Source organism: Gilvimarinus japonicus, from assembly GCF_042847215.1.
Taxonomy (GTDB): Bacteria; Pseudomonadota; Gammaproteobacteria; order Pseudomonadales; family Cellvibrionaceae; genus Gilvimarinus; species Gilvimarinus japonicus.
Genome location: NZ_AP031500.1, coordinates 3,905,511 through 3,923,542 on the forward strand (window position 1 = coordinate 3,905,511; position 18,032 = coordinate 3,923,542).

Sequence of the window (18,032 nt, forward strand, 5' to 3'; positions counted from 1 at the left end):
TTTAGCCAACAGCGTCTAGCTTAGATAGGCTTTAAAAACTCTTCGGCACTGTTTTTAAACCCAATAGTTTCTGAAGCCTTTTCAAAAAAGCAGCTTTAACGGCGCCACCAAGAGCCGAACATTAATTGCTCAGCGCCCACTGCTCTAGCAGTTGATCTTGAGCATTAATGGCTTCTTGACCGTCTTCTGGCCGTATATGCACATAACTGCCGTCGCTTTGCAGCAACCAAGCATGGGTATTATCAGCAAGATACAACTTCATATCACTGACAATCTGATCGCGGATTTTTTTCGCTTTAACGGGAAAGCATGTTTCCACCCGATGAAACATGTTGCGAATCATCCAGTCGGCACTGGAGCAAAACACATGGGGGTTGCCGTGGTTTTCAAAATAAAATACCCGACTGTGTTCCAGAAAACGGCCCACCACGGAACGCACCTGGATATTCTCGGACTGGCCGGGAACGCCTGGACGCAATTGACATACGCCGCGCACAATCAAATCTACCTGCACCCCAGCATTAGATGCCTCGTAAAGCGCCAGCACTAGTTGCTCTTCGTACAGCGAGTTCATTTTAGCGATAATACGTGCGGGAATACCGTTGCGGGCATTCTCGGTTTCTTGCTGAATGTATTTAAGCATCCCCTTATGCAGGGTAAAAGGAGCATACATCAGCTCGCTCATTTTTGACGCTTTACCCATGCTTGATAGCTGAATAAAAATTCGGTACACATCGGCGCAGATATCAGCGTCCGACGTCATTAAACCATAGTCCGTGTAAAGCTTGGTCGTCTTAGGATGATAGTTCCCGGTGCCCAAGTGCACATAGTAGCGCAGCTTTTTTTCTTCGCGGCGAGCAACCAACAGCATTTTAGCGTGGGTTTTATAACCCACCACACCATAAATAACGTGAATACCATAACGCTGTAAACGCTCAGCCAGCGCGACATTTTGCTCTTCATCAAACCGCGCCCGCAACTCGACAATAGCCGTCACTTCTTTGCCCGCCTTAGCGGCCGCGACCAGCGCATCGACCACTGGCGAGTTTGATCCAGTGCGATAGAGCGTTTGCTTGATCGCCAGCACGTGCGGGTCCATTGCTGCTTCACGCAAAAAATCTACAACAGACTGAAAGGAATCAAACGGATGGTGCAACAATAGATCGTTCTTTTTTAATGCTTGGAAATAATTATCGGCGCGCTTAGGCAGCTTGGGCATCGATTGTACAAACGGCTTAAAAAACAAGTCCGAGTCATCGACCAAATCAAACAAGTCAGACAGGCGATTTAAATTAACCGGGCCATCCACGCGGTATAAATCACGTTTATTAATCTCACAGCGGCCGAGCAAAAACTCCTCAATGTCCATCGGGCAGGTACCGGTAATCTCTAGCCTTACCTCGTCGCCGTATTGACGATAAACCAACTCACCCTGCACCGCGCGAAGTAAATCATCGGTCTCTTCTTCATCAAGAAAAATATCCGAATTGCGTGTCAAACGAAACTGGAAGCAGTCAATCACCTCCATACCGACAAAAATTTCGCCCATAAAATGGTGAATGATCGACGACATAAAGACAAACTCGCGACCGGCCTTGGCAACACCATCGGGCAGCTCAACCATGTTCGGCAAGGAGCGCGGAACCTGCACAATAGCGCGCCCCGAATTGCGGCCAAACGCATCTTTACCATCAAGCTTAACAATAAAGTTAAGTGACTTATTCAAAATTCGCGGAAAGGGGTGCGCGGGGTCCAAGCCAATAGGGCTTAACAGCGGCATGACTTCGGTTGCAAAGTAATCACGCAAATACGCAACTTGCGTATCCGTCCACTCATCGCGACGAACGATATAAACATGCCGCTCGCGCAACAGCGGAATAATCTCTTTGTTCAGGATGCTGTATTGCTCGGAGACTAACTGATGGGATATCTGAGCAATAGCCGCCAGGTTATCGGCGTGCCCTAAACCATCGGACGGTATCGCACTGGTGCCGACTTCCAGCATCTGCACCAAGCCACCCACTCTAACCTCAAAAAATTCATCAAGGTTGGTGGAAAAAATACACAAAAAGCGCAAACGTTCTAACAGCGGCAAGGAGCGATCGTAAGATTGATACAAAACCCGCCGGTTAAATTCCAGCAGGCTTAACTCGCGATTGAAAAAGTGCTCTGACACAACAACCTCCTGTTGGGGCCCAGCCATGCTCTGGGCGCCGAAAATACATCGCCCCAGAATATGACCAAATTATGACAGAAATAAGTCAGACAAGCGCCAACTATCCTGCTTGAGAGGGCCCATCACCCTGGGTTATTGGTTGCAGCGATAAACCGTAAAATGCTGTCGGCCATCGACAATGCTGGAGGAGGGCACCACCGTATCGCCGCCAAGACGCGCGGCCTCATTACGGGCAATAGTCGCCAGCTCTTCGCCCATCTTGGCCTTATTGCGGGAGAACGGGCCCATGCCATCCATCACCTTGGCGGTCACATGGCTCAGCTGCTGGCACTCGGTAATATCCTGCGGCCCAACCAGCGCGACTTGGCGCGCGGCATCTTCTAAATCAACCCAGCTACAACTTGCCAGCACGAGCATAGAGGCCAGCAACAAGGGAACTCGCATATTTAGCTCCTATTTACTATTCGCGATCAACAGTACACGCCATAAACCGCACATCACCGTTCAGGCACCTTCATCGGCCTCAGCGCGATTACTCGCTCAGGCCGAGGTTGTTCACAATCCGAGCAATAGGCTCGGCCTGGTTCATGGTGTAAAAGTGCAAACCAGGTGCGCCGCCCTCGAGTAAGGTTTCGCACAGCTCGGTAATTAGCTCTTCACCAAAGTCGCGCAACGCCTCGGGGTCGTGCTCATAACTCTCTAACCGCTTACGCAACCAACGTGGAATATCAGCGCCACACGAGTCAGAAAAACGCATTAAGTTACGAAAGTTAATAATAGGCATAATGCCAGGATATATCGGCTTATCAATGCCCACTTTGGCACATTGGTCTAAAAAGTAGAAATACGCATCGGGGTTAAAAAAGTACTGGGTAATAGCATTATCGGCACCAGCGTCAAATTTTCCCTTTAAATAGCGCACGTCATCTTCGTAGCTTTTAGCCTGCGGGTGTATCTCGGGGTAAGCCGCCACCTCTAACTCGAAAGCGTCGCCAAAGTGCTCGCGGATAAACGCCACCAACTCGTTCGCGTAAACCAGCTGGTACGAGCCACCCACGCCCGATGGCATGTCGCCGCGCAGGGCAACAATGCGCTCGACGCCGGCATCGCGATACTCACCCAGCAACGCCTTGATGGTTTGCTCATCGTCACCGCCAAACGACAAGTGCGGTGCTACCGGCGCATTCAAAGCGTTAAACTGCTTTACCAGATTTTTGGTGTTATCGCGGGTCGAGCCACCAGCCCCGTAGGTCACCGAGAAAAAGTCGGGCTCAAACTCAGCCAGCTTATCCCGTACCGCCGCGAGTTTAATCCGACCCTCGTCGGTTTTGGGCGGAAAAAACTCAAAGCTGAGGCGTAAAGAATCTTCACTCATAATCGTTTCCTATGGTTCCGTGTCAGACGTCCGACACCAGACGTCTGACGTACCTCACCAATTAATATTTATAACTTTCTGGTTTGTAAGGGCCGTTAACGGGCACGCCAATGTACTCGGCTTGTTCGGGACGCAGCTGGGTAATCACACCGCCAAAGCCTTCGACCATGTGGCGCGCGACTTCTTCGTCGAGCTGTTTAGGCAGTACTTTAACGTAAACGCCTGCAGGCTTATCAGCCGCCGATAAATCGGCAAATTTGTGATCGTACAAATAAATTTGCGCCAGCACTTGATTGGCAAACGAGCCGTCCATAATACGCGACGGGTGGCCAGTGGCATTGCCAAGGTTAACCAGACGCCCTTCAGACAAAAGCAGTAAATGATCGCCCGCTTTGCGATCGCGGTAGATTTTGTGCACCTGGGGCTTTACTTCTTCCCACTCCCAGTTTTCACGCATGTAAGCGGTGTCAATTTCGTTATCAAAGTGACCAATATTACATACCACCGCTGCATTCTTAAGGGTTTGCAGCATCGCGGCATCACACACATTCGAGTTGCCCGTGGTGGTGACCAACAAATCAGTTTTGCCCAACACTTCTACATCGATATCGGCGGCATTGCCGGTGTTAACACCGTTTTTGTAGGGGGATACCACCTCGTAGCCGTCCATACAGGCTTGCATGGCACAGATAGGATCGATCTCGGTGACTTTTACAATCATACCTTCTTGACGCAGCGAGGCCGCCGAGCCTTTACCCACATCGCCATAGCCGATAACCAGGGCTTTTTTACCGGACAACAAGTGATCGGTACCGCGCTTAATGGCATCGTTCAAGCTGTGCCGACAACCGTATTTGTTGTCATTTTTGCTTTTAGTTACCGCATCGTTAACATTAATGGCCGGCACTTTAAGCGTGCCTTTATTCAACATATCCTGTAGACGATGAACACCGGTAGTGGTTTCTTCTGAGATGCCGTGAATATTGTCCAGAAGATCGGGGAACTTCTCGTGAACCAACTGAGTTAAGTCACCGCCATCATCCAAAATAATGTTGGCATCCCATACCTCACCGTCTTTAACCACGGTTTGTTCGATGCACCACCAAAACTCTTCTTCAGTTTCGCCCTTCCAGGCAAACACCGGAATACCAGCGGCAGCAATGGCCGCAGCGGCGTGATCTTGGGTTGAAAAGATATTACAGCTCGACCAGCGCACCTCGGCACCCAGCGCCACCAGCGTCTCAATCAACACCGCGGTCTGAATGGTCATGTGAATACAACCCATGATCTTGGCGCCCGCCAACGGCTGCTGCGCCGCGTACTGAGTGCGCAGCGCCATCAGCGCAGGCATTTCGCCTTCGGCGATGTCGATTTCCATACGGCCCCACTGAGCCAATTTTTGAAACTCTTCGGCAGAGCCGGCAGCGACTTTGTAGTCGGTAAAATTGGTTGTAATAGTCATTGTTCCTCCGGTGTACGGGTTATGGAGAACGGGGAACGAACCCGAACTCCAGAAGTTTGTTTTAAAGCCTAGCTTTTCTAGCGTTTATCAATGCCGATAGTTTGGCATAGACACGCTCCATGTCTTCGCTCAGCGTGCCGGCCTGTATAAACGTCAGTTGCTCACAAATAATGTTTTGTGTTTCTAATTCGGCCAACGAGCCTCTGGCAATATAAAGAAAGCGTAAAAATTCTTTATCGCCGTCGCGAGCTGAGCCCTCCGCGATATTACTAGCCACGCTAACAGCAGCGCGACGCATTTGGCTTATTAGCCCAAACAACTCTTGTTTGGGCAAATCTCCTGTCAACTCATAAACTCTCTTGACTAACGCAATGGAGTCTCGCCAAACAGTCAGCTGCGTGTGCCGCCTTTTAACACTGCGTCCCTGCATTTCCGTTCTCCCTTGGCCGTTGTCCGTTCCCCTCTCTTAAAGGTACTTCTTCAACAGTTCAGCCTTATCGGTTTTCTCCCAGGTAAAGTCGGGAAGCTCGCGGCCAAAGTGACCGTAAGCGGCCGTCTGGCGATAGATGGGACGCTTGAGGTCGAGCATTTCTATCAAGCCGCGCGGACGCAGATCAAAATGTTCGCGTACTAATGCGGCAATTTCCCCATCGGGTAACTTACCAGTACCAAAAGTATTGATGGAAATAGACGTCGGCTCGGCCACGCCAATGGCGTAAGAGACCTGAATCTCGCAGCGGCGAGCCAAGCCGGCCGCAACAATGTTTTTGGCCACATAGCGACCGGCATAGGCCGCCGAGCGATCGACTTTAGAAGGGTCTTTACCCGAGAAAGCGCCGCCGCCGTGACGGGCCATACCGCCGTAGGTATCGACGATAATTTTGCGACCAGTCAAACCACAATCGCCTACCGGGCCACCGATAATAAACTGGCCGGTGGGGTTAATGTGGTACAGGGTTTCGTCGTGCAGCCACTCGCCGGGCAGCACTGGCTTGATAATTTCTTCACGCACCGCTTCTTGTAAATCAGCCAGATTAACGCTCGGGTCGTGCTGAGTGGATAACACCACGGCATCAACCGCTACCGGCTTGCCGTTTTCATAACGTAACGTCACCTGGCTTTTGGCGTCGGGGCGCAACCAACCGAGCTTTCCGTTTTTACGCAGCTCGGCTTGCTTTTCTACCAAGCGATGGGCGAAGTAAATCGGCGCCGGCATAAGCACATCGGTTTCGTCCGAGGCATAACCAAACATTAACCCTTGGTCGCCCGCGCCCTGATCTTTATCGGTGGCTTCATCAACGCCCACAGCAATATCAGCCGATTGCTTGCCAATGGCGTTAAGCACGGCACAAGAGGCGCCGTCAAAACCAACGTCGGAGCTGTCGTAACCAATATCTAAAATCACCTGACGGATCAGGTCTTCCAAGTCGACGTAAGTCGAGGTGCGCACCTCACCTGCCACAACCGCCATACCGGTTTTTACCAGCGTCTCTACCGCTACGCGGGATTCCGGGTCGTCTTTTAAAATTGCATCCAGTACCGCATCGGATATTTGATCCGCCAGCTTATCGGGGTGGCCTTCCGACACTGACTCGGAAGTAAATAATGCATATTCGGCCATAGCGTAGCTCCTGCTAAGCAATAAAGTAGATTAAATAGAAGGTTTAAAAAACTGTCGCAGCTGCACCTGAAACCCGTTGCGCAACGCAATGTATAAACTCTGGCCTTCACGCAGGCCAGCCTCTTGCGCCCAGCCGGTAAAATCAGCCGGCTCAAAGCCTTGCCACAAATCGCCGCAATTGGCGCGCGCCCAATCCTGCTCATGGCGACACAAATCAGTCACAATTAACGCACCATTGGGCGCCAGCGCGCGGCTTAAATCTTTAAAAATATCTGCCGGCGACGGAGTGTGGTGCAGCACCATATTCATCACGATACAGTCGGCCAGTACTTTATGGTCGGCGAGATTATCGGTACTCCCCAAGATAAACTCGACATTGCCTAAGCCGGCGGTTTCCGCTGCAGCGCGCGAGTGCGCCAGCATCTCATCGGCGTTATCCAGTGCGATTACCTGACTAAAACGACGCGCCAACACGGGTAAAAACTCGCCCTGACCCGGCCCCACCTCTAGCGCCAAGTGACGACTGCTAAGAGGCGTGTTGTTTAACAATTGTGACACTTGTTCGCCGTACACTGGAAAACTCGCAATCAAATCTTGCTGGGCGCGAAACTTATCGGCATTGGCGGCAAAAAACTGCTGCGAAGCTGTGGCACGCTCTAAGGTAATCGCCTCACACTGGGTGCAAACCTCGGCGCGCAGCTCAAGCTGATCGACGCTGGCAAACAGCGCCTGCTGCAAACCCGCCAAAGGCTGCTCGGGCGCGAGCATGGCGCGGCGGTAAAAAATCGAGTTGCCTTCACGGCGGGTGGTCGTGAGGCCTGCGCTCGTTAACAGCTTTAAATGATGGCTCATGCCCGACTGGCCCACCGCAAAAATGCGAGCCAGCTCAGACACCCCATAGGAGTTTTGCGCCAGCACGGCCAAGATTTCTACCCGCAACGGATCGGCCGCCGCCTTTAGCTGGGCAACCAGCGCCTCTGAGTCTAGCTCAGGACTGGGAATGTCGGCCTCGGCCGCTAACGCACGGGAATTTGTCATGGCGGCATAATAGCAGCGAACCCAACCTATATCAAAATATTTTGATATAGGTTGTCGAGATTGCTCTAAAAATGCCACCTGAGACACCGGCGCCTTTACTGATGGCGCCGGTTGCGAGAGAATACCGCACCATTTGTGGCGCCTCCGGACGGGGTACGAGACCAACAACCCGCCCGTTAGCCCAGATTAGACAAGGTTGCGCAAAACTGATTTAGGCCCGCTAGAGGTCATTTCTGAACTCACAACAGCTACTTTTAAGGAGCCTTGACCCCTATGCCGTCTCGCTATGAACTCGCAAACGCCATCCGTGTATTAAGTATGGATGCCGTCCAAAAAGCCCAAAGTGGCCACCCAGGTGCCCCGATGGGCATGGCCGATATCGCCGAAGTCCTGTGGAACGACTTTTTACAGCACAATCCAGCCAACCCTAACTGGAACGACCGCGACCGCTTCGTGCTGTCTAACGGTCACGGCTCGATGCTGGTTTACTCACTGCTGCATTTGTCTGGCTACGACTTGCCGCTGGAAGAACTGAAAAACTTCCGCCAATTGCATTCAAAAACCCCGGGCCACCCAGAGCTGGGCTACACCCCCGGTGTTGAAATCACCACCGGCCCGCTGGGCCAGGGTATCAGTACCGCCGTAGGTATGGCGCTGGCCGAGCGTATGCTGGGCGCACAATTTAACCGCGATGGCCACGACATCGTCGACCACTACACCTATTGCTTTATGGGCGATGGCTGCATGATGGAAGGCGTATCACACGAGACTTGCTCGCTGGCCGGCACTCTGGGCCTAGGCAAGCTGGTGGCCTTTTGGGACGACAACGGTATCTCGATCGACGGTCACGTAGAAGGCTGGTTTACCGACGACACCCCTAAGCGCTTTGAGTCTTACGGCTGGCACGTTATCTCTCACGTAGACGGTCACGACCCCGAAGCCATTAAACTGGCGATTGAAGCGGCACAAGCCGAAGATCAAAAGCCCACCCTGATTTGCTGCAAAACCACTATCGGTTTTGGCTCGCCTAACAAATCTGGCTCGCACGACTGTCACGGCGCCCCACTGGGTGACGATGAAGTGGCCGCGACCCGCAAGTTCCTCAACTGGGAGCCGGGTCCGTTTGAAATCCCCGCCGATGTTTACGCCGGCTGGGACGCCAAAGAAAAAGGCGCAAGCGCCGAGAAAAGCTGGAACGAGAAGTTCGAGGCCTATAAAGCTGCCTACCCGGAAGACGCCGCCGAGTACGAGCGCCGCGTTATCAAAGGTGAACTGCCTGCCGACTTTGCGGCAAAAGCCGATGCCTTTATCCAGGAGTGTCACAAAAACCCGCAAAAGCTGGCCTCGCGTAAAGCGTCGCAAAACACCATTGCCGCCTACAACAAACTGCTGCCAGAGATGGTCGGCGGCTCGGCGGATTTGGCCGGCTCTAACCTCACCATGTGGGAAGGCTCCAAGCCCGTTAGCGGCGTTAACGCCGACGGCAACTACATCTATTACGGTGTACGCGAATTCGGCATGAGCACCATCATGAACGGCATGAGCGCCCACGGCGGCTTTATCAACTACGGTGCCACCTTCTTAATGTTCCAACAGTACGCCGCCAACGCGGTGCGCATGTCGGCACTGATGAAGCTACGCAACGTATTTGTTTACACCCACGACTCTATTGGTCAGGGTGAAGACGGCCCCACGCACCAGCCGATTGAAGTACTCGGCACGCTGCGCATGACGCCAAATCTAAACACCTGGCGCCCCTGTGACGCCACCGAAACCGCGGTAGCCTGGAAGTCGGCCATCGAAGAAACCGACCGTCCAAGCGCACTGGTATTTTCCCGTCAGGGTATCGATACCGTCGAGCGCGCCGACGATCAAGTGGCCAACATCGCCAAAGGTGGCTACATTCTTAAAGATTGCGCCGGCACCCCCGACGTGATCCTGATTGCCACCGGCTCAGAAGTACCGGTTACTGTCGAAGCGGCCGATAAACTGAGCGCCAGCGGCAAAAAAGTACGTGTGGTGTCTATGCCAAGCACCAGCCTGTTTGATCAGCAAGACGCCGAGTACCGTCAGTCGGTACTACCGTTAGAAGTCTCAGCGCGAGTAGCGGTAGAAACCGCACACGTCGACTTCTGGTGGAAGTACGTGGGCATCGACGGCCGCGTTGTGGGCATGAACAGCTTCGGTGAATCCGCTAAGGGCCCAGATCTTCTGGAGTACTTTGGCTTTACCGTTGACAACATTGTTGCCACCGCAGAAGAACTGCTCGACTAAGCCTTACGGCTCGCCACACCGCACTCTGGCGGTGTGGCACTTTCCCCCCTATTGTTCTACTGACACTCTGTGCTATTTAATTTTAGTCGCGTAAGCGCATCACTATTTGGAGCTACACATGAACGTAAAATTGATGAGCGATCAGGATCTGGCTGGCAAGCGCGTCCTGATTCGTCAAGACCTTAACGTCCCCCTGGAAGACGGCAACATCACCAGCACGGTGCGTATTTTAGCCTCGATTCCCACCATCAAAGCGGCACTGGATGCCGGCGCGAAAGTGATGCTGATGTCGCACCTGGGCCGCCCGGAAGAAGGCAGCTATGACGAGTCTGCCTCACTGGCACCAGTAGCCGCCGAGCTTGGCAAGCAGTTAGGCCGCGACGTACCCCTGATTAAAGATTGGGTCGATGGCGTCGACATGGGCAGTGCCGACGTTGTCCTGCTGGAAAACGTCCGCTTTAACGCCGGCGAGAAAGCCAACGATGAATCTCTGGCGAAAAAAATGGCCGCGCTATGTGACGTGTTTGTCATGGACGCTTTTGGCACCGCCCACCGCGCTCAGGCATCAACCCACGGCGTTGCCAAATACGCACCCATCGCCTGCGCCGGCCCGTTGCTCGCCAGCGAGCTGGACGCTTTGGGCAAAGCGCTGGATAACCCAGCTCGCCCGCTGGTCGCCATCGTCGGCGGCTCTAAAGTATCAAGCAAATTAAGCGTGCTGGATGCGCTGTCTAAAATTGCCGACACCCTCGTAGTTGGCGGCGGCATCTCTAACACGTTTGTTGCCTCGGCCGGCAACGAAGTGGGCAACTCTTTGTACGAGGAAGACTTGATCCCCGAAGCCAAGCGCCTGCGCGAAACCACCGACGTGATTTTTGCCACCGACGTGCGCACCACCAAAGACGGCTTTAGCGACTGGAGCCACGACAGCAAAACCGAAGTCAAAGACGCCAGCGAAATCCAGGCCGACGAAGAGATCATCGATTACGGTCCGGAGACAGCGGCACGGGTTGCCGAGATTATCAAAAACGCCAAAACCGTTTTATGGAACGGCCCCTGCGGCGTATTTGAATACGACGCCTTTGCCAAAGGCACCGAAGTGATCTCACGCGCCATTGCCGAGAGCGAAGCCTTCTCGGTCGCCGGTGGCGGTGACACTCTGGCCGCGATCGACAAGTGGAACCTAGCCGACAAAATCAGCTACGTCTCTACGGGCGGCGGCGCTTTCTTAGAATTCGTCGAAGGCAAAAAACTGCCGGCAGTTGAAATTTTAGAAGAGCGTGCTAAAGGTTAATACAGCGCCGTCAGGTTACACTGCGGATGTAATATAAACGGATTTTCCTAACGCATGGATGCGTAAACGGTAACTCTATTAAAAATGGACGATGTTGTATAAGGATATATAATGATTCACCTGCTCAAAATTTTTATTGTTTTTTCTCTTAGCTTACTTGCCTGCTCTTGCAGCTTTTTCAATGATGAATCTCGTACCGGTGTTTCAAGCAGCTTAGTCGATTATTTATACCCCGACGGAGAAAGACCCTCGGTACAAAAAGACGCCACACCGCACTTAAAGCTGCCACTCACCGTGGGGCTTGCCTTTGTCCCCAGCCGACATGGCGCGGCCAATATGTTGCCAGAGGCCAAAAAGACTCAGCTTTTAACTCAAGTAAAACAAAAGTTTTCGGACTTAAGCTACGTTCGCGATATTGTCGTCATTCCAGATACATACATGCGCAGCTCAAAAGGCTTTGCCGGCATAGATCAAATTGCGCGCCTTTATAACTTAGACGTTATTGCGCTCGTCTCCTACGATCAAGTCGCCATCTCATCAGGCAGAAAAAGCTCACTCCTGTATTGGACCATCGTCGGCTCTTATGTGGTTAAAGGCAGTAAAAACCAGGCAACCACCTTTGTCGATACCGCCGTGTTTGACGTTAACTCACGCAAAATGCTTTTCCGGGCTCCCGGCATCAGCGAAACACAAAACAATTCTACACTGGTTGAAATGCACGAGGTGAACCGAGAAACACGGGAAGAAGGTTTTAAGCTGGCCATGAACGATATGTCGATCAATTTAGCCAGTGAGCTTGAGCAGTTCAAAAAGAGGGTCAAACAAAACGATAGCGTCAAGATCTCTCACCGCAACAAAAATGGCGGTGGCGGCGCAATTCATTGGTCAGCCCTATTGATGATGCTTAGTTTGGCGGTCCTCAAGACCATCGAGGATAAGCGCTTATTTGCCGCCCAGCGTAATCATTACCGACCGCGTTAGGTGGTTGCGCGGCTGCAAAGGCGTAAACAGCGGAAAATAAACATAGACAACCCGAGATAATCGCTATACAGTGCTCATCAGCTAGAGATCGACCTTGCGTTTAGTTCTACATTTCGACGTTTTATTCGTAACACCTCGTCCTGCAGTTTTAAATATCAGTCTACCTTTTATGCTATTCAAGCCTCTTATGGGCACTTTTATATCTAAATTTCAGGATGTTGTTATGTCTAATACTACTCAAGGAACCGTTAAGTGGTTCAACGAAGCAAAAGGTTTTGGTTTTATCGAGCAAAGCTCGGGCGGCCCAGATGTATTTGCTCACTTTAGCGCGATTTCAGGTTCAGGTTTTAAAACCCTGACCGAAGGTCAGCAAGTTGAGTTCACCGTAACTCAAGGCCAAAAAGGCCCACAAGCTGAGAACATTGTTGCTGTATAAGTAGCTACGTTCTGTAAGCGAGCAGACGCTGCAAAGTGTCTGACTTAAGCGCTCATTGATATAATCACTGGCGCTTAAAAAAAGGGCAAGCCCCATAAGGCTTGCCCTTTTTTATTGCCTGTTATTAACAAGATTAAAAGCTCGGAAGCTCGTCCTGAGTAATCACCAACTCATGGTTGTACACATGCTTTTTGTGAGCATCCGTGTTGTAGTATTCACCCGTCCAAAAATTGCTGGAGTGGTCCTCTGTGGTGTTCACCGCACCATCATTCCACACCATAAACCACAGCCACCACGCGCCGTCTGCCTGCATTAAATCCGGGTCGGGGATATTGCTGTTCTCGCTCAGGGCAACCATTTTTTCCTGGTGGGGGTAAGCGGCGGTCAACTGATAATAATCAATCTGCGACTCTGTATTGCGCTCACCGTCGTAAATATCAGTGCTGACAATATCCACCACATCATCACCGGGGTACCAGATAGCGTTTTGCCCGTTCCACACCCAAATTAAATTGTTTAGACCATGGTAATTGGTTAAACGATCATACATATACCGCCACAATAACGTTTGCGCATAGCCCGCCGGGACGCCGTCGGTACGCTCTCGTCCCCACCAAAACCAGCCACCGGCCGCCTCGTGCAGCGGCCGCCAGAGCACCGGCACATTGGCTTGTGCGAGTTTTTGCAACTCGCTGGCAATTAAGTCCACATCATGTTCTATGGCAATAAACGCCTCACTTTGTCGGTCCAGCTCGGCGTCTTTAACCGGAATGGTAAAGTTCGTATTTTTACTGGCCTCACTCTGACCCACATAAAAATTGGCGGTCTCGCCAGATGGGTCTCGCCAGTGCCATGCAAACGTGACTAAGCCGCCAGCATCCCACTGGGCGATGGCCTCCTCGGTTTGCGTTAGGCCCGAAATACTGCCGTAGGCGCCATAGTTCATGAAGTCATAACCCATAATAGCGGGCGCCTTACCGGTGACATCAATAACCCGTTGCCGCATATCAATGCTGTCATCCCAGGTTAAGTCCATCTGACCCGAAAGCATTTTGCGCCCCCAGATACGGTTTAAATAGGCGAATACGGCTTGAGACGCTTCACTCGCCGTGGCAGTGACTAACGCCTGCGACTGTTCTGCTTGTGTTTTGTGGGCATTACCGGGGCAAAAATCTCGCGCGATACAATAGCGACCATTAGCAAAGCCCCACTGCTCGGCGCCATCGGCGCAGTAGGCAATTTCTTCTTTGCCCACTTTACAGTGATCAAAGCTACCAGCACCTGGGTCGATAGCTGACTGGTACACCACGCAGCTGGCACCGTTTTCCCATCCCCAACCGCTTGCAGCGCTATCGTAACGGCAGTAGGGCGAGCCATTGCTGGCGGCATTGGGGGTCAAACCTGGCACCAGAACCGAACTGGAAGACGATGCGTTCGAGCTGCTATGCGAACGACTAGAGAAGCTCTCACTAGAGCCGCTTGACGCAGCGAGGCTTTTGCCTGAGCTGACAGCTACTCCACCGCTCGTGCCACCCCCGCTACCACAGGCAACAAGACTGCTGGCCGAAAAGACTATTAATATCAGACGACGAAATATCATGGGCGTGTAATCTCTTGAGCAAATCCAAGGCGAACCACTAAGCACTGTGATTTGCATTCATTATTATTGGGAATTAAGCGGTCAAGATTGTAACCGATTACAATAAAAACTCAAACGCCCCGCCGCTACCAAAAACACCGCCACCAAGCTCACACGGTGTGAACCAGCCCACTGAATTTAACGCTGCCACTATTGTTTTTTGCATAGCCGCGCACCAGCTGCTAGTAATCGTTAGACGTCACTGACTAACAAAAGGATGCGTTATGTTTTCTCTTCAATCTGTGTACCCACTGCCCAAGATGCTGGTTTTAATATTGTGTATCTCGGCGCCTTGCTGGTCACAATCCAGCGCCAGTAGCAGCTCTGCCTGCTCTTCATCCAGTGCCGCTAGCAATGGCACTACAACACCAGCGTTACAGTGCACCGTCAATAGCAGCCAGCCGTGGGAGCAAGGCTACAACGCTACGGTAGAGGTCACGAATATAAGCCCCAGCCCGCTCGAAGCTTGGCAGGTGTACTTACAGATGGCACAAGGGCACACAATCAATCATTACTGGAACGCGGAAGTCGCTCCCGGCAATGGCACTGCCACCGCCAGCAACGCTCACTGGAACGGCCAGCTACAGCCAGGACAAAGCACCAGCTTCGGTATTTTGGGCAGTCACCCTGGCGAATATATCGCGCCGCTTTGCTCGGTATCACCCTTGCCACAGGCGGAGCTTAACGTACAAAGCCACGGCACGACGATTAAGGCGAGCGCCATCGGCACCGATGCCAACTTGGCTTACAACATAGATTTTGGCGATGGCGCAAGCATCCCCAGCGCCACCGCATGGCATACCTACGCGGCAGCCGGTCAATACGACATAACCTTAACCGCTAGCGATGGCGAACAACAAAGCAGTCAAACACAAACCATCACGGTGATGAATAGCGGTAACGACAACAGCCCACCGGTCGCCAAGCTGTTTTACGATGTTTCTTCTGGCAACGTCTCAATTGCCAGTGGTTTATCCTACGACCCTGACGGCGATCCCTTAACCAAGACCTCTAGCCATACCCAGAGTAACGGTTATCGCACCCAAGTGCTCACCGTGTTTGACGGCGAGCTGGGCGATACCACCGCCGCTTACATCTCAACGCGCTGTGACAGCTATTACCATGCTTCCATTGAGCTTGCTTATGACTACACGATAGCCGATCAAACCCTAGCTGTGGATGCGCGTAATAGCGTGGGGGCGCATTTGGTGTGGGACTTTGGCGATGGCCACCAAAGCACCGATGTGGTGACGCAACACAACTACAACGAGCCGGGCGACTACCAAGTATCGTTAAGCGTTTATGGAATTCCCCATCGTGAAGTTCAGTCGTTTAACGTTCACATTGATTAATCGTTATCCTACGCCATAATCTTTTTGCTGTGGCTTGGTGACGCCGAGCCACAGCAACACACGCCGCAACCCTAAAGTTTAAGCCCCCATATCCGGGATCTTTGTCCTTATCGCCGCAATAAATACGGCGAATGCACCAACTTAGTACAGCTGTGGCGCCTCAAATTAGTCCCCTTGGTGGTCGCATTTTTATTGATTAGCCGCTACATTAGACTTTAGCCTAATTGATTTAGAATTATGGGACGCTGCATGGGGACACCACTCAAGGTATTGTTTGTCGAGGACTCCGAGCTCGACACTGAACTCACCACGGCTGAGCTAATCCGCGGCGGGTTTACGCCTGAGGTGCAGCAAGTCGAAACCCGCGATGAAATGCACAATGCGCTGAGCACGCACCAATGGGATCTCATCATTTGCGATTATCGGATGCCCCGTTTTAGCGCTGAGGCCGCCTTAGACACATTGAAAGCCAGCGGCAAAGACCTACCTTTTATTATCACCTCGGGCGCGGTTACCGCCGAGGACGTCGTTAGCCTACTAAAACAAGGCGCGCACGATTTTATGGACAAAAGCGCGCTAGCGCGACTGGTCCCTGCCATTGAGCGCGAGCTGCGTGATGCGGATATGCGCCAACAGCGCCGAAGCGCCGAAGCACGTGTGCGAATTTTATCCCAAGCTGTCGAGCAAAGCCCGGTGTCGGTCGTCATCACCAACCCCGATGGTGAGATTCAATATGTTAATCCCTGCTTTGAAAGTGCCAGCGGTTACACCGCCAGTGAAGCGATGGGACGCACATTAGACTTTACCCTACTGAAAGAAGACCGCACCCGCATAATGGAACAAATGTGCAGCACTGTTAGCAATGGCCAACAGTGGCGAGGAGAAGTGTGCAGCGTACGAGCCGACGGCGAGTTATTTTGGGAGAACGTCAAAGTCTCGCCACTTACCGATATCGATAACACCCTCAGCCACTATATCGTGGTCAAAGAGGACATAACCGTACGCCGTAACTATGAGCAACAACTTCTGCGGCAAGCACGCTTCGACGATCTAACGGGGCTTGCAAACCGCGTCTTGCTAATCGAACGGCTCACCCAGGCATTACAAGAGGCTGACCAGCATAAACATCAGGTGGCCGTACTCGGAATCGACCTCGATCACTTTAAAGACGTAAATGACAGTGTCGGACACAGTATTGGCGATTTCTTACTAAAAGAAGCCGCCGAGCGGCTTAGTCGCTGCACCCGAGCCGGGGATACGATTGCACGCATGGGCGGCGATGAATTTGTTGCCGTGCTACCCGGTTTAAGCAATAAAGACACGGCCGCAGAAATGGCGCAAAACATTGTCGCGCAATTTTCAGAACCCTTTTTTATTATTGGCCGCGACTATTTTGTCACTTGCAGTATTGGCATCGCCGTTTATCCAGACGATGCCAGTAACCCCCATTTATTATTGCGCAATGCCGACCTTGCCATGTACCAATGCAAAGATCATGGCCGCAATCAATTTCAGTTTTTCACCCAAGATATCAACAACCAGCTCATCGACCGGTTAGATTTAGAAACGAAATTACGGCATGTAGTAAAGCGCAACGAACTCGTATTGCACTACCAGCCGATTTATGACCTCGAAGAAAATAGCATTGTGGGGTTTGAGGCACTGGTCCGCTGGCATCAACCCGATGGCACATTGCGCATGCCCAATAATTTTATTCCCGCGGCGGAAAGTATCGGCATCATTCAAGATATCGACAGCTGGGTACTGCAAACCGCCTGCCGCGAAACCGCTAAATTATTGCGCGATAGCGAAACACCGTTACGCTTGGCGATCAATATATCGCCACGCCAGCTGGAGATCGCCGGCTACGCACAATTTGTGGCAGATCAGCTGCACGCCAATAGAATTCACGCCCATCAAGTAGAGCTGGAAATTACCGAACGTGTTCTAGTAAACGATGAGAACACCACTAACGACAATATCAAGGCTCTATCTGAGCTTGGTATTCGCTTATCGGTGGATGATTTTGGCACAGGCTACTCGTCACTTGGCTACTTACAACGTTACCCGCTACATACACTCAAAATTGATCGCAGCTTTGTGGCCGGCATACAGGATAATGAAAATGCCTACCGACTGGTCGAAACCATTTTTATTCTGGCACAGGGCTTAGGCATGGACATCGTTGCCGAGGGAATAGAAACCGAAGAGCAGCGCGAACTATTGCTGCAGATCGGCTGCAAGCAGGCACAAGGGTTTTTAATGAGCATCCCCGTTGCGATTGAGGAGATTAAACAAAAAATTGCGCATCAATCTGCCCCGTCATAAAGAAACATTAAAAAGCCCCCTGCCGCATAGCAGCAGGGGGCAAAATCAAACAATAA

At 51.9% G+C, this 18,032-nt stretch carries 14 protein-coding genes; 6 read left to right on the plus strand and 8 right to left on the minus strand.

The genetic code is table 11. From position 1 onward, the window contains the following. Nucleotides 1–121 precede the first annotated feature (121 nt). The 7 genes from ppk1 to ACGHAD_RS16625 all read right to left on the minus strand — a co-directional run bounded on the left by ppk1 (nucleotide 122) and on the right by ACGHAD_RS16625 (nucleotide 7,672). Nucleotides 122–2,203, minus strand: coding sequence for a polyphosphate kinase 1 (gene ppk1, locus ACGHAD_RS16595; protein ID WP_382414646.1), 2,082 nt, complete (start codon nucleotides 2,201–2,203; stop codon nucleotides 122–124). Nucleotides 2,204–2,308: 105 nt separating this feature from the next. Further along, complete coding sequence (locus ACGHAD_RS16600) at nucleotides 2,309–2,620, minus strand: DUF4156 domain-containing protein (protein ID WP_339616677.1); 312 nt, start codon at nucleotides 2,618–2,620, stop codon at nucleotides 2,309–2,311. 88 nt (nucleotides 2,621–2,708) lie between these two features. Then, nucleotides 2,709–3,551: a methylenetetrahydrofolate reductase [NAD(P)H] gene (gene metF / locus ACGHAD_RS16605; protein ID WP_382414643.1), complete on the minus strand. Its 843-nt coding sequence runs from the start codon at nucleotides 3,549–3,551 to the stop codon at nucleotides 2,709–2,711. Nucleotides 3,552–3,612: 61 nt separating this feature from the next. Next, nucleotides 3,613–5,013, minus strand: a complete 1,401-nt coding sequence (ahcY, locus tag ACGHAD_RS16610) for an adenosylhomocysteinase (protein ID WP_382414641.1) — start codon at nucleotides 5,011–5,013, stop codon at nucleotides 3,613–3,615. Between the two features lie 61 nt (nucleotides 5,014–5,074). Continuing rightward, nucleotides 5,075–5,443: a four helix bundle protein gene (locus tag ACGHAD_RS16615; RefSeq protein ID WP_382414639.1), complete on the minus strand. Its 369-nt coding sequence runs from the start codon at nucleotides 5,441–5,443 to the stop codon at nucleotides 5,075–5,077. Between the two features lie 36 nt (nucleotides 5,444–5,479). Beyond that, nucleotides 5,480–6,634, minus strand: coding sequence for a methionine adenosyltransferase (metK, locus tag ACGHAD_RS16620; RefSeq protein WP_382414637.1), 1,155 nt, complete (start codon nucleotides 6,632–6,634; stop codon nucleotides 5,480–5,482). Nucleotides 6,635–6,664: 30 nt separating this feature from the next. After that, on the minus strand, nucleotides 6,665–7,672 hold the full coding sequence (locus ACGHAD_RS16625) for an ArsR/SmtB family transcription factor (protein WP_382414635.1): 1,008 nt from the start codon (nucleotides 7,670–7,672) through the stop codon (nucleotides 6,665–6,667). Between the two features lie 273 nt (nucleotides 7,673–7,945). Here ACGHAD_RS16625 and tkt point away from each other — a divergent pair, with 273 nt between their 5' ends. The 4 genes from tkt (at nucleotide 7,946) to ACGHAD_RS16645 (ending at nucleotide 12,657) form a co-directional block, all read left to right on the plus strand. Next, nucleotides 7,946–9,946, plus strand: coding sequence for a transketolase (gene tkt / locus ACGHAD_RS16630; protein ID WP_382414633.1), 2,001 nt, complete (start codon nucleotides 7,946–7,948; stop codon nucleotides 9,944–9,946). 118 nt (nucleotides 9,947–10,064) lie between these two features. Continuing rightward, entirely contained in the window at nucleotides 10,065–11,240 is a 1,176-nt protein-coding gene (locus ACGHAD_RS16635) for a phosphoglycerate kinase (protein ID WP_382414631.1), read from the plus strand. Nucleotides 11,241–11,351: 111 nt separating this feature from the next. Beyond that, on the plus strand, nucleotides 11,352–12,221 hold the full coding sequence (gene rhlP, locus ACGHAD_RS16640) for a rhombotarget lipoprotein (protein WP_382414629.1): 870 nt from the start codon (nucleotides 11,352–11,354) through the stop codon (nucleotides 12,219–12,221). 223 nt (nucleotides 12,222–12,444) lie between these two features. Then, nucleotides 12,445–12,657, plus strand: a complete 213-nt coding sequence (locus ACGHAD_RS16645; RefSeq protein ID WP_339616668.1) for a cold-shock protein — start codon at nucleotides 12,445–12,447, stop codon at nucleotides 12,655–12,657. 133 nt (nucleotides 12,658–12,790) lie between these two features. On the opposite strand, the gene ACGHAD_RS16650 is transcribed toward ACGHAD_RS16645, so the two are convergent. Continuing rightward, nucleotides 12,791–14,065, minus strand: coding sequence for a glycosyl hydrolase (locus ACGHAD_RS16650; protein ID WP_382414901.1), 1,275 nt, complete (start codon nucleotides 14,063–14,065; stop codon nucleotides 12,791–12,793). 455 nt (nucleotides 14,066–14,520) lie between these two features. On the opposite strand from ACGHAD_RS16650, the gene ACGHAD_RS16655 reads away from it, so the two are divergent. Further along, nucleotides 14,521–15,648, plus strand: coding sequence for a PKD domain-containing protein (locus ACGHAD_RS16655; protein WP_382414627.1), 1,128 nt, complete (start codon nucleotides 14,521–14,523; stop codon nucleotides 15,646–15,648). Between the two features lie 249 nt (nucleotides 15,649–15,897). Next, complete coding sequence (locus tag ACGHAD_RS16660) at nucleotides 15,898–17,976, plus strand: putative bifunctional diguanylate cyclase/phosphodiesterase (RefSeq protein WP_382414625.1); 2,079 nt, start codon at nucleotides 15,898–15,900, stop codon at nucleotides 17,974–17,976. The last annotated feature ends 56 nt before the right edge of the window (nucleotides 17,977–18,032 follow it).

Bases quoted from the DNA above. Each gene is read 5' to 3' on its own strand.
- ppk1 (WP_382414646.1), bottom strand. From the start codon at position 2,203: ATGGCTGGGCCCCAACAGGAGGTTGTTGTGTCAGAGCACTTTTTCAAT.
- ACGHAD_RS16600 (WP_339616677.1), bottom strand. From the start codon at position 2,620: ATGCGAGTTCCCTTGTTGCTGGCCTCTATGCTCGTGCTGGCAAGTTGT.
- metF (WP_382414643.1), bottom strand. From the start codon at position 3,551: ATGAGTGAAGATTCTTTACGCCTCAGCTTTGAGTTTTTTCCGCCCAAA.
- ahcY (WP_382414641.1), bottom strand. From the start codon at position 5,013: ATGACTATTACAACCAATTTTACCGACTACAAAGTCGCTGCCGGCTCT.
- ACGHAD_RS16615 (WP_382414639.1), bottom strand. From the start codon at position 5,443: ATGCAGGGACGCAGTGTTAAAAGGCGGCACACGCAGCTGACTGTTTGG.
- metK (WP_382414637.1), bottom strand. From the start codon at position 6,634: ATGGCCGAATATGCATTATTTACTTCCGAGTCAGTGTCGGAAGGCCAC.
- ACGHAD_RS16625 (WP_382414635.1), bottom strand. From the start codon at position 7,672: ATGACAAATTCCCGTGCGTTAGCGGCCGAGGCCGACATTCCCAGTCCT.
- tkt (WP_382414633.1), top strand. From the start codon at position 7,946: ATGCCGTCTCGCTATGAACTCGCAAACGCCATCCGTGTATTAAGTATG.
- ACGHAD_RS16635 (WP_382414631.1), top strand. From the start codon at position 10,065: ATGAACGTAAAATTGATGAGCGATCAGGATCTGGCTGGCAAGCGCGTC.
- rhlP (WP_382414629.1), top strand. From the start codon at position 11,352: ATGATTCACCTGCTCAAAATTTTTATTGTTTTTTCTCTTAGCTTACTT.
- ACGHAD_RS16645 (WP_339616668.1), top strand. From the start codon at position 12,445: ATGTCTAATACTACTCAAGGAACCGTTAAGTGGTTCAACGAAGCAAAA.
- ACGHAD_RS16655 (WP_382414627.1), top strand. From the start codon at position 14,521: ATGTTTTCTCTTCAATCTGTGTACCCACTGCCCAAGATGCTGGTTTTA.
- ACGHAD_RS16660 (WP_382414625.1), top strand. From the start codon at position 15,898: ATGGGGACACCACTCAAGGTATTGTTTGTCGAGGACTCCGAGCTCGAC.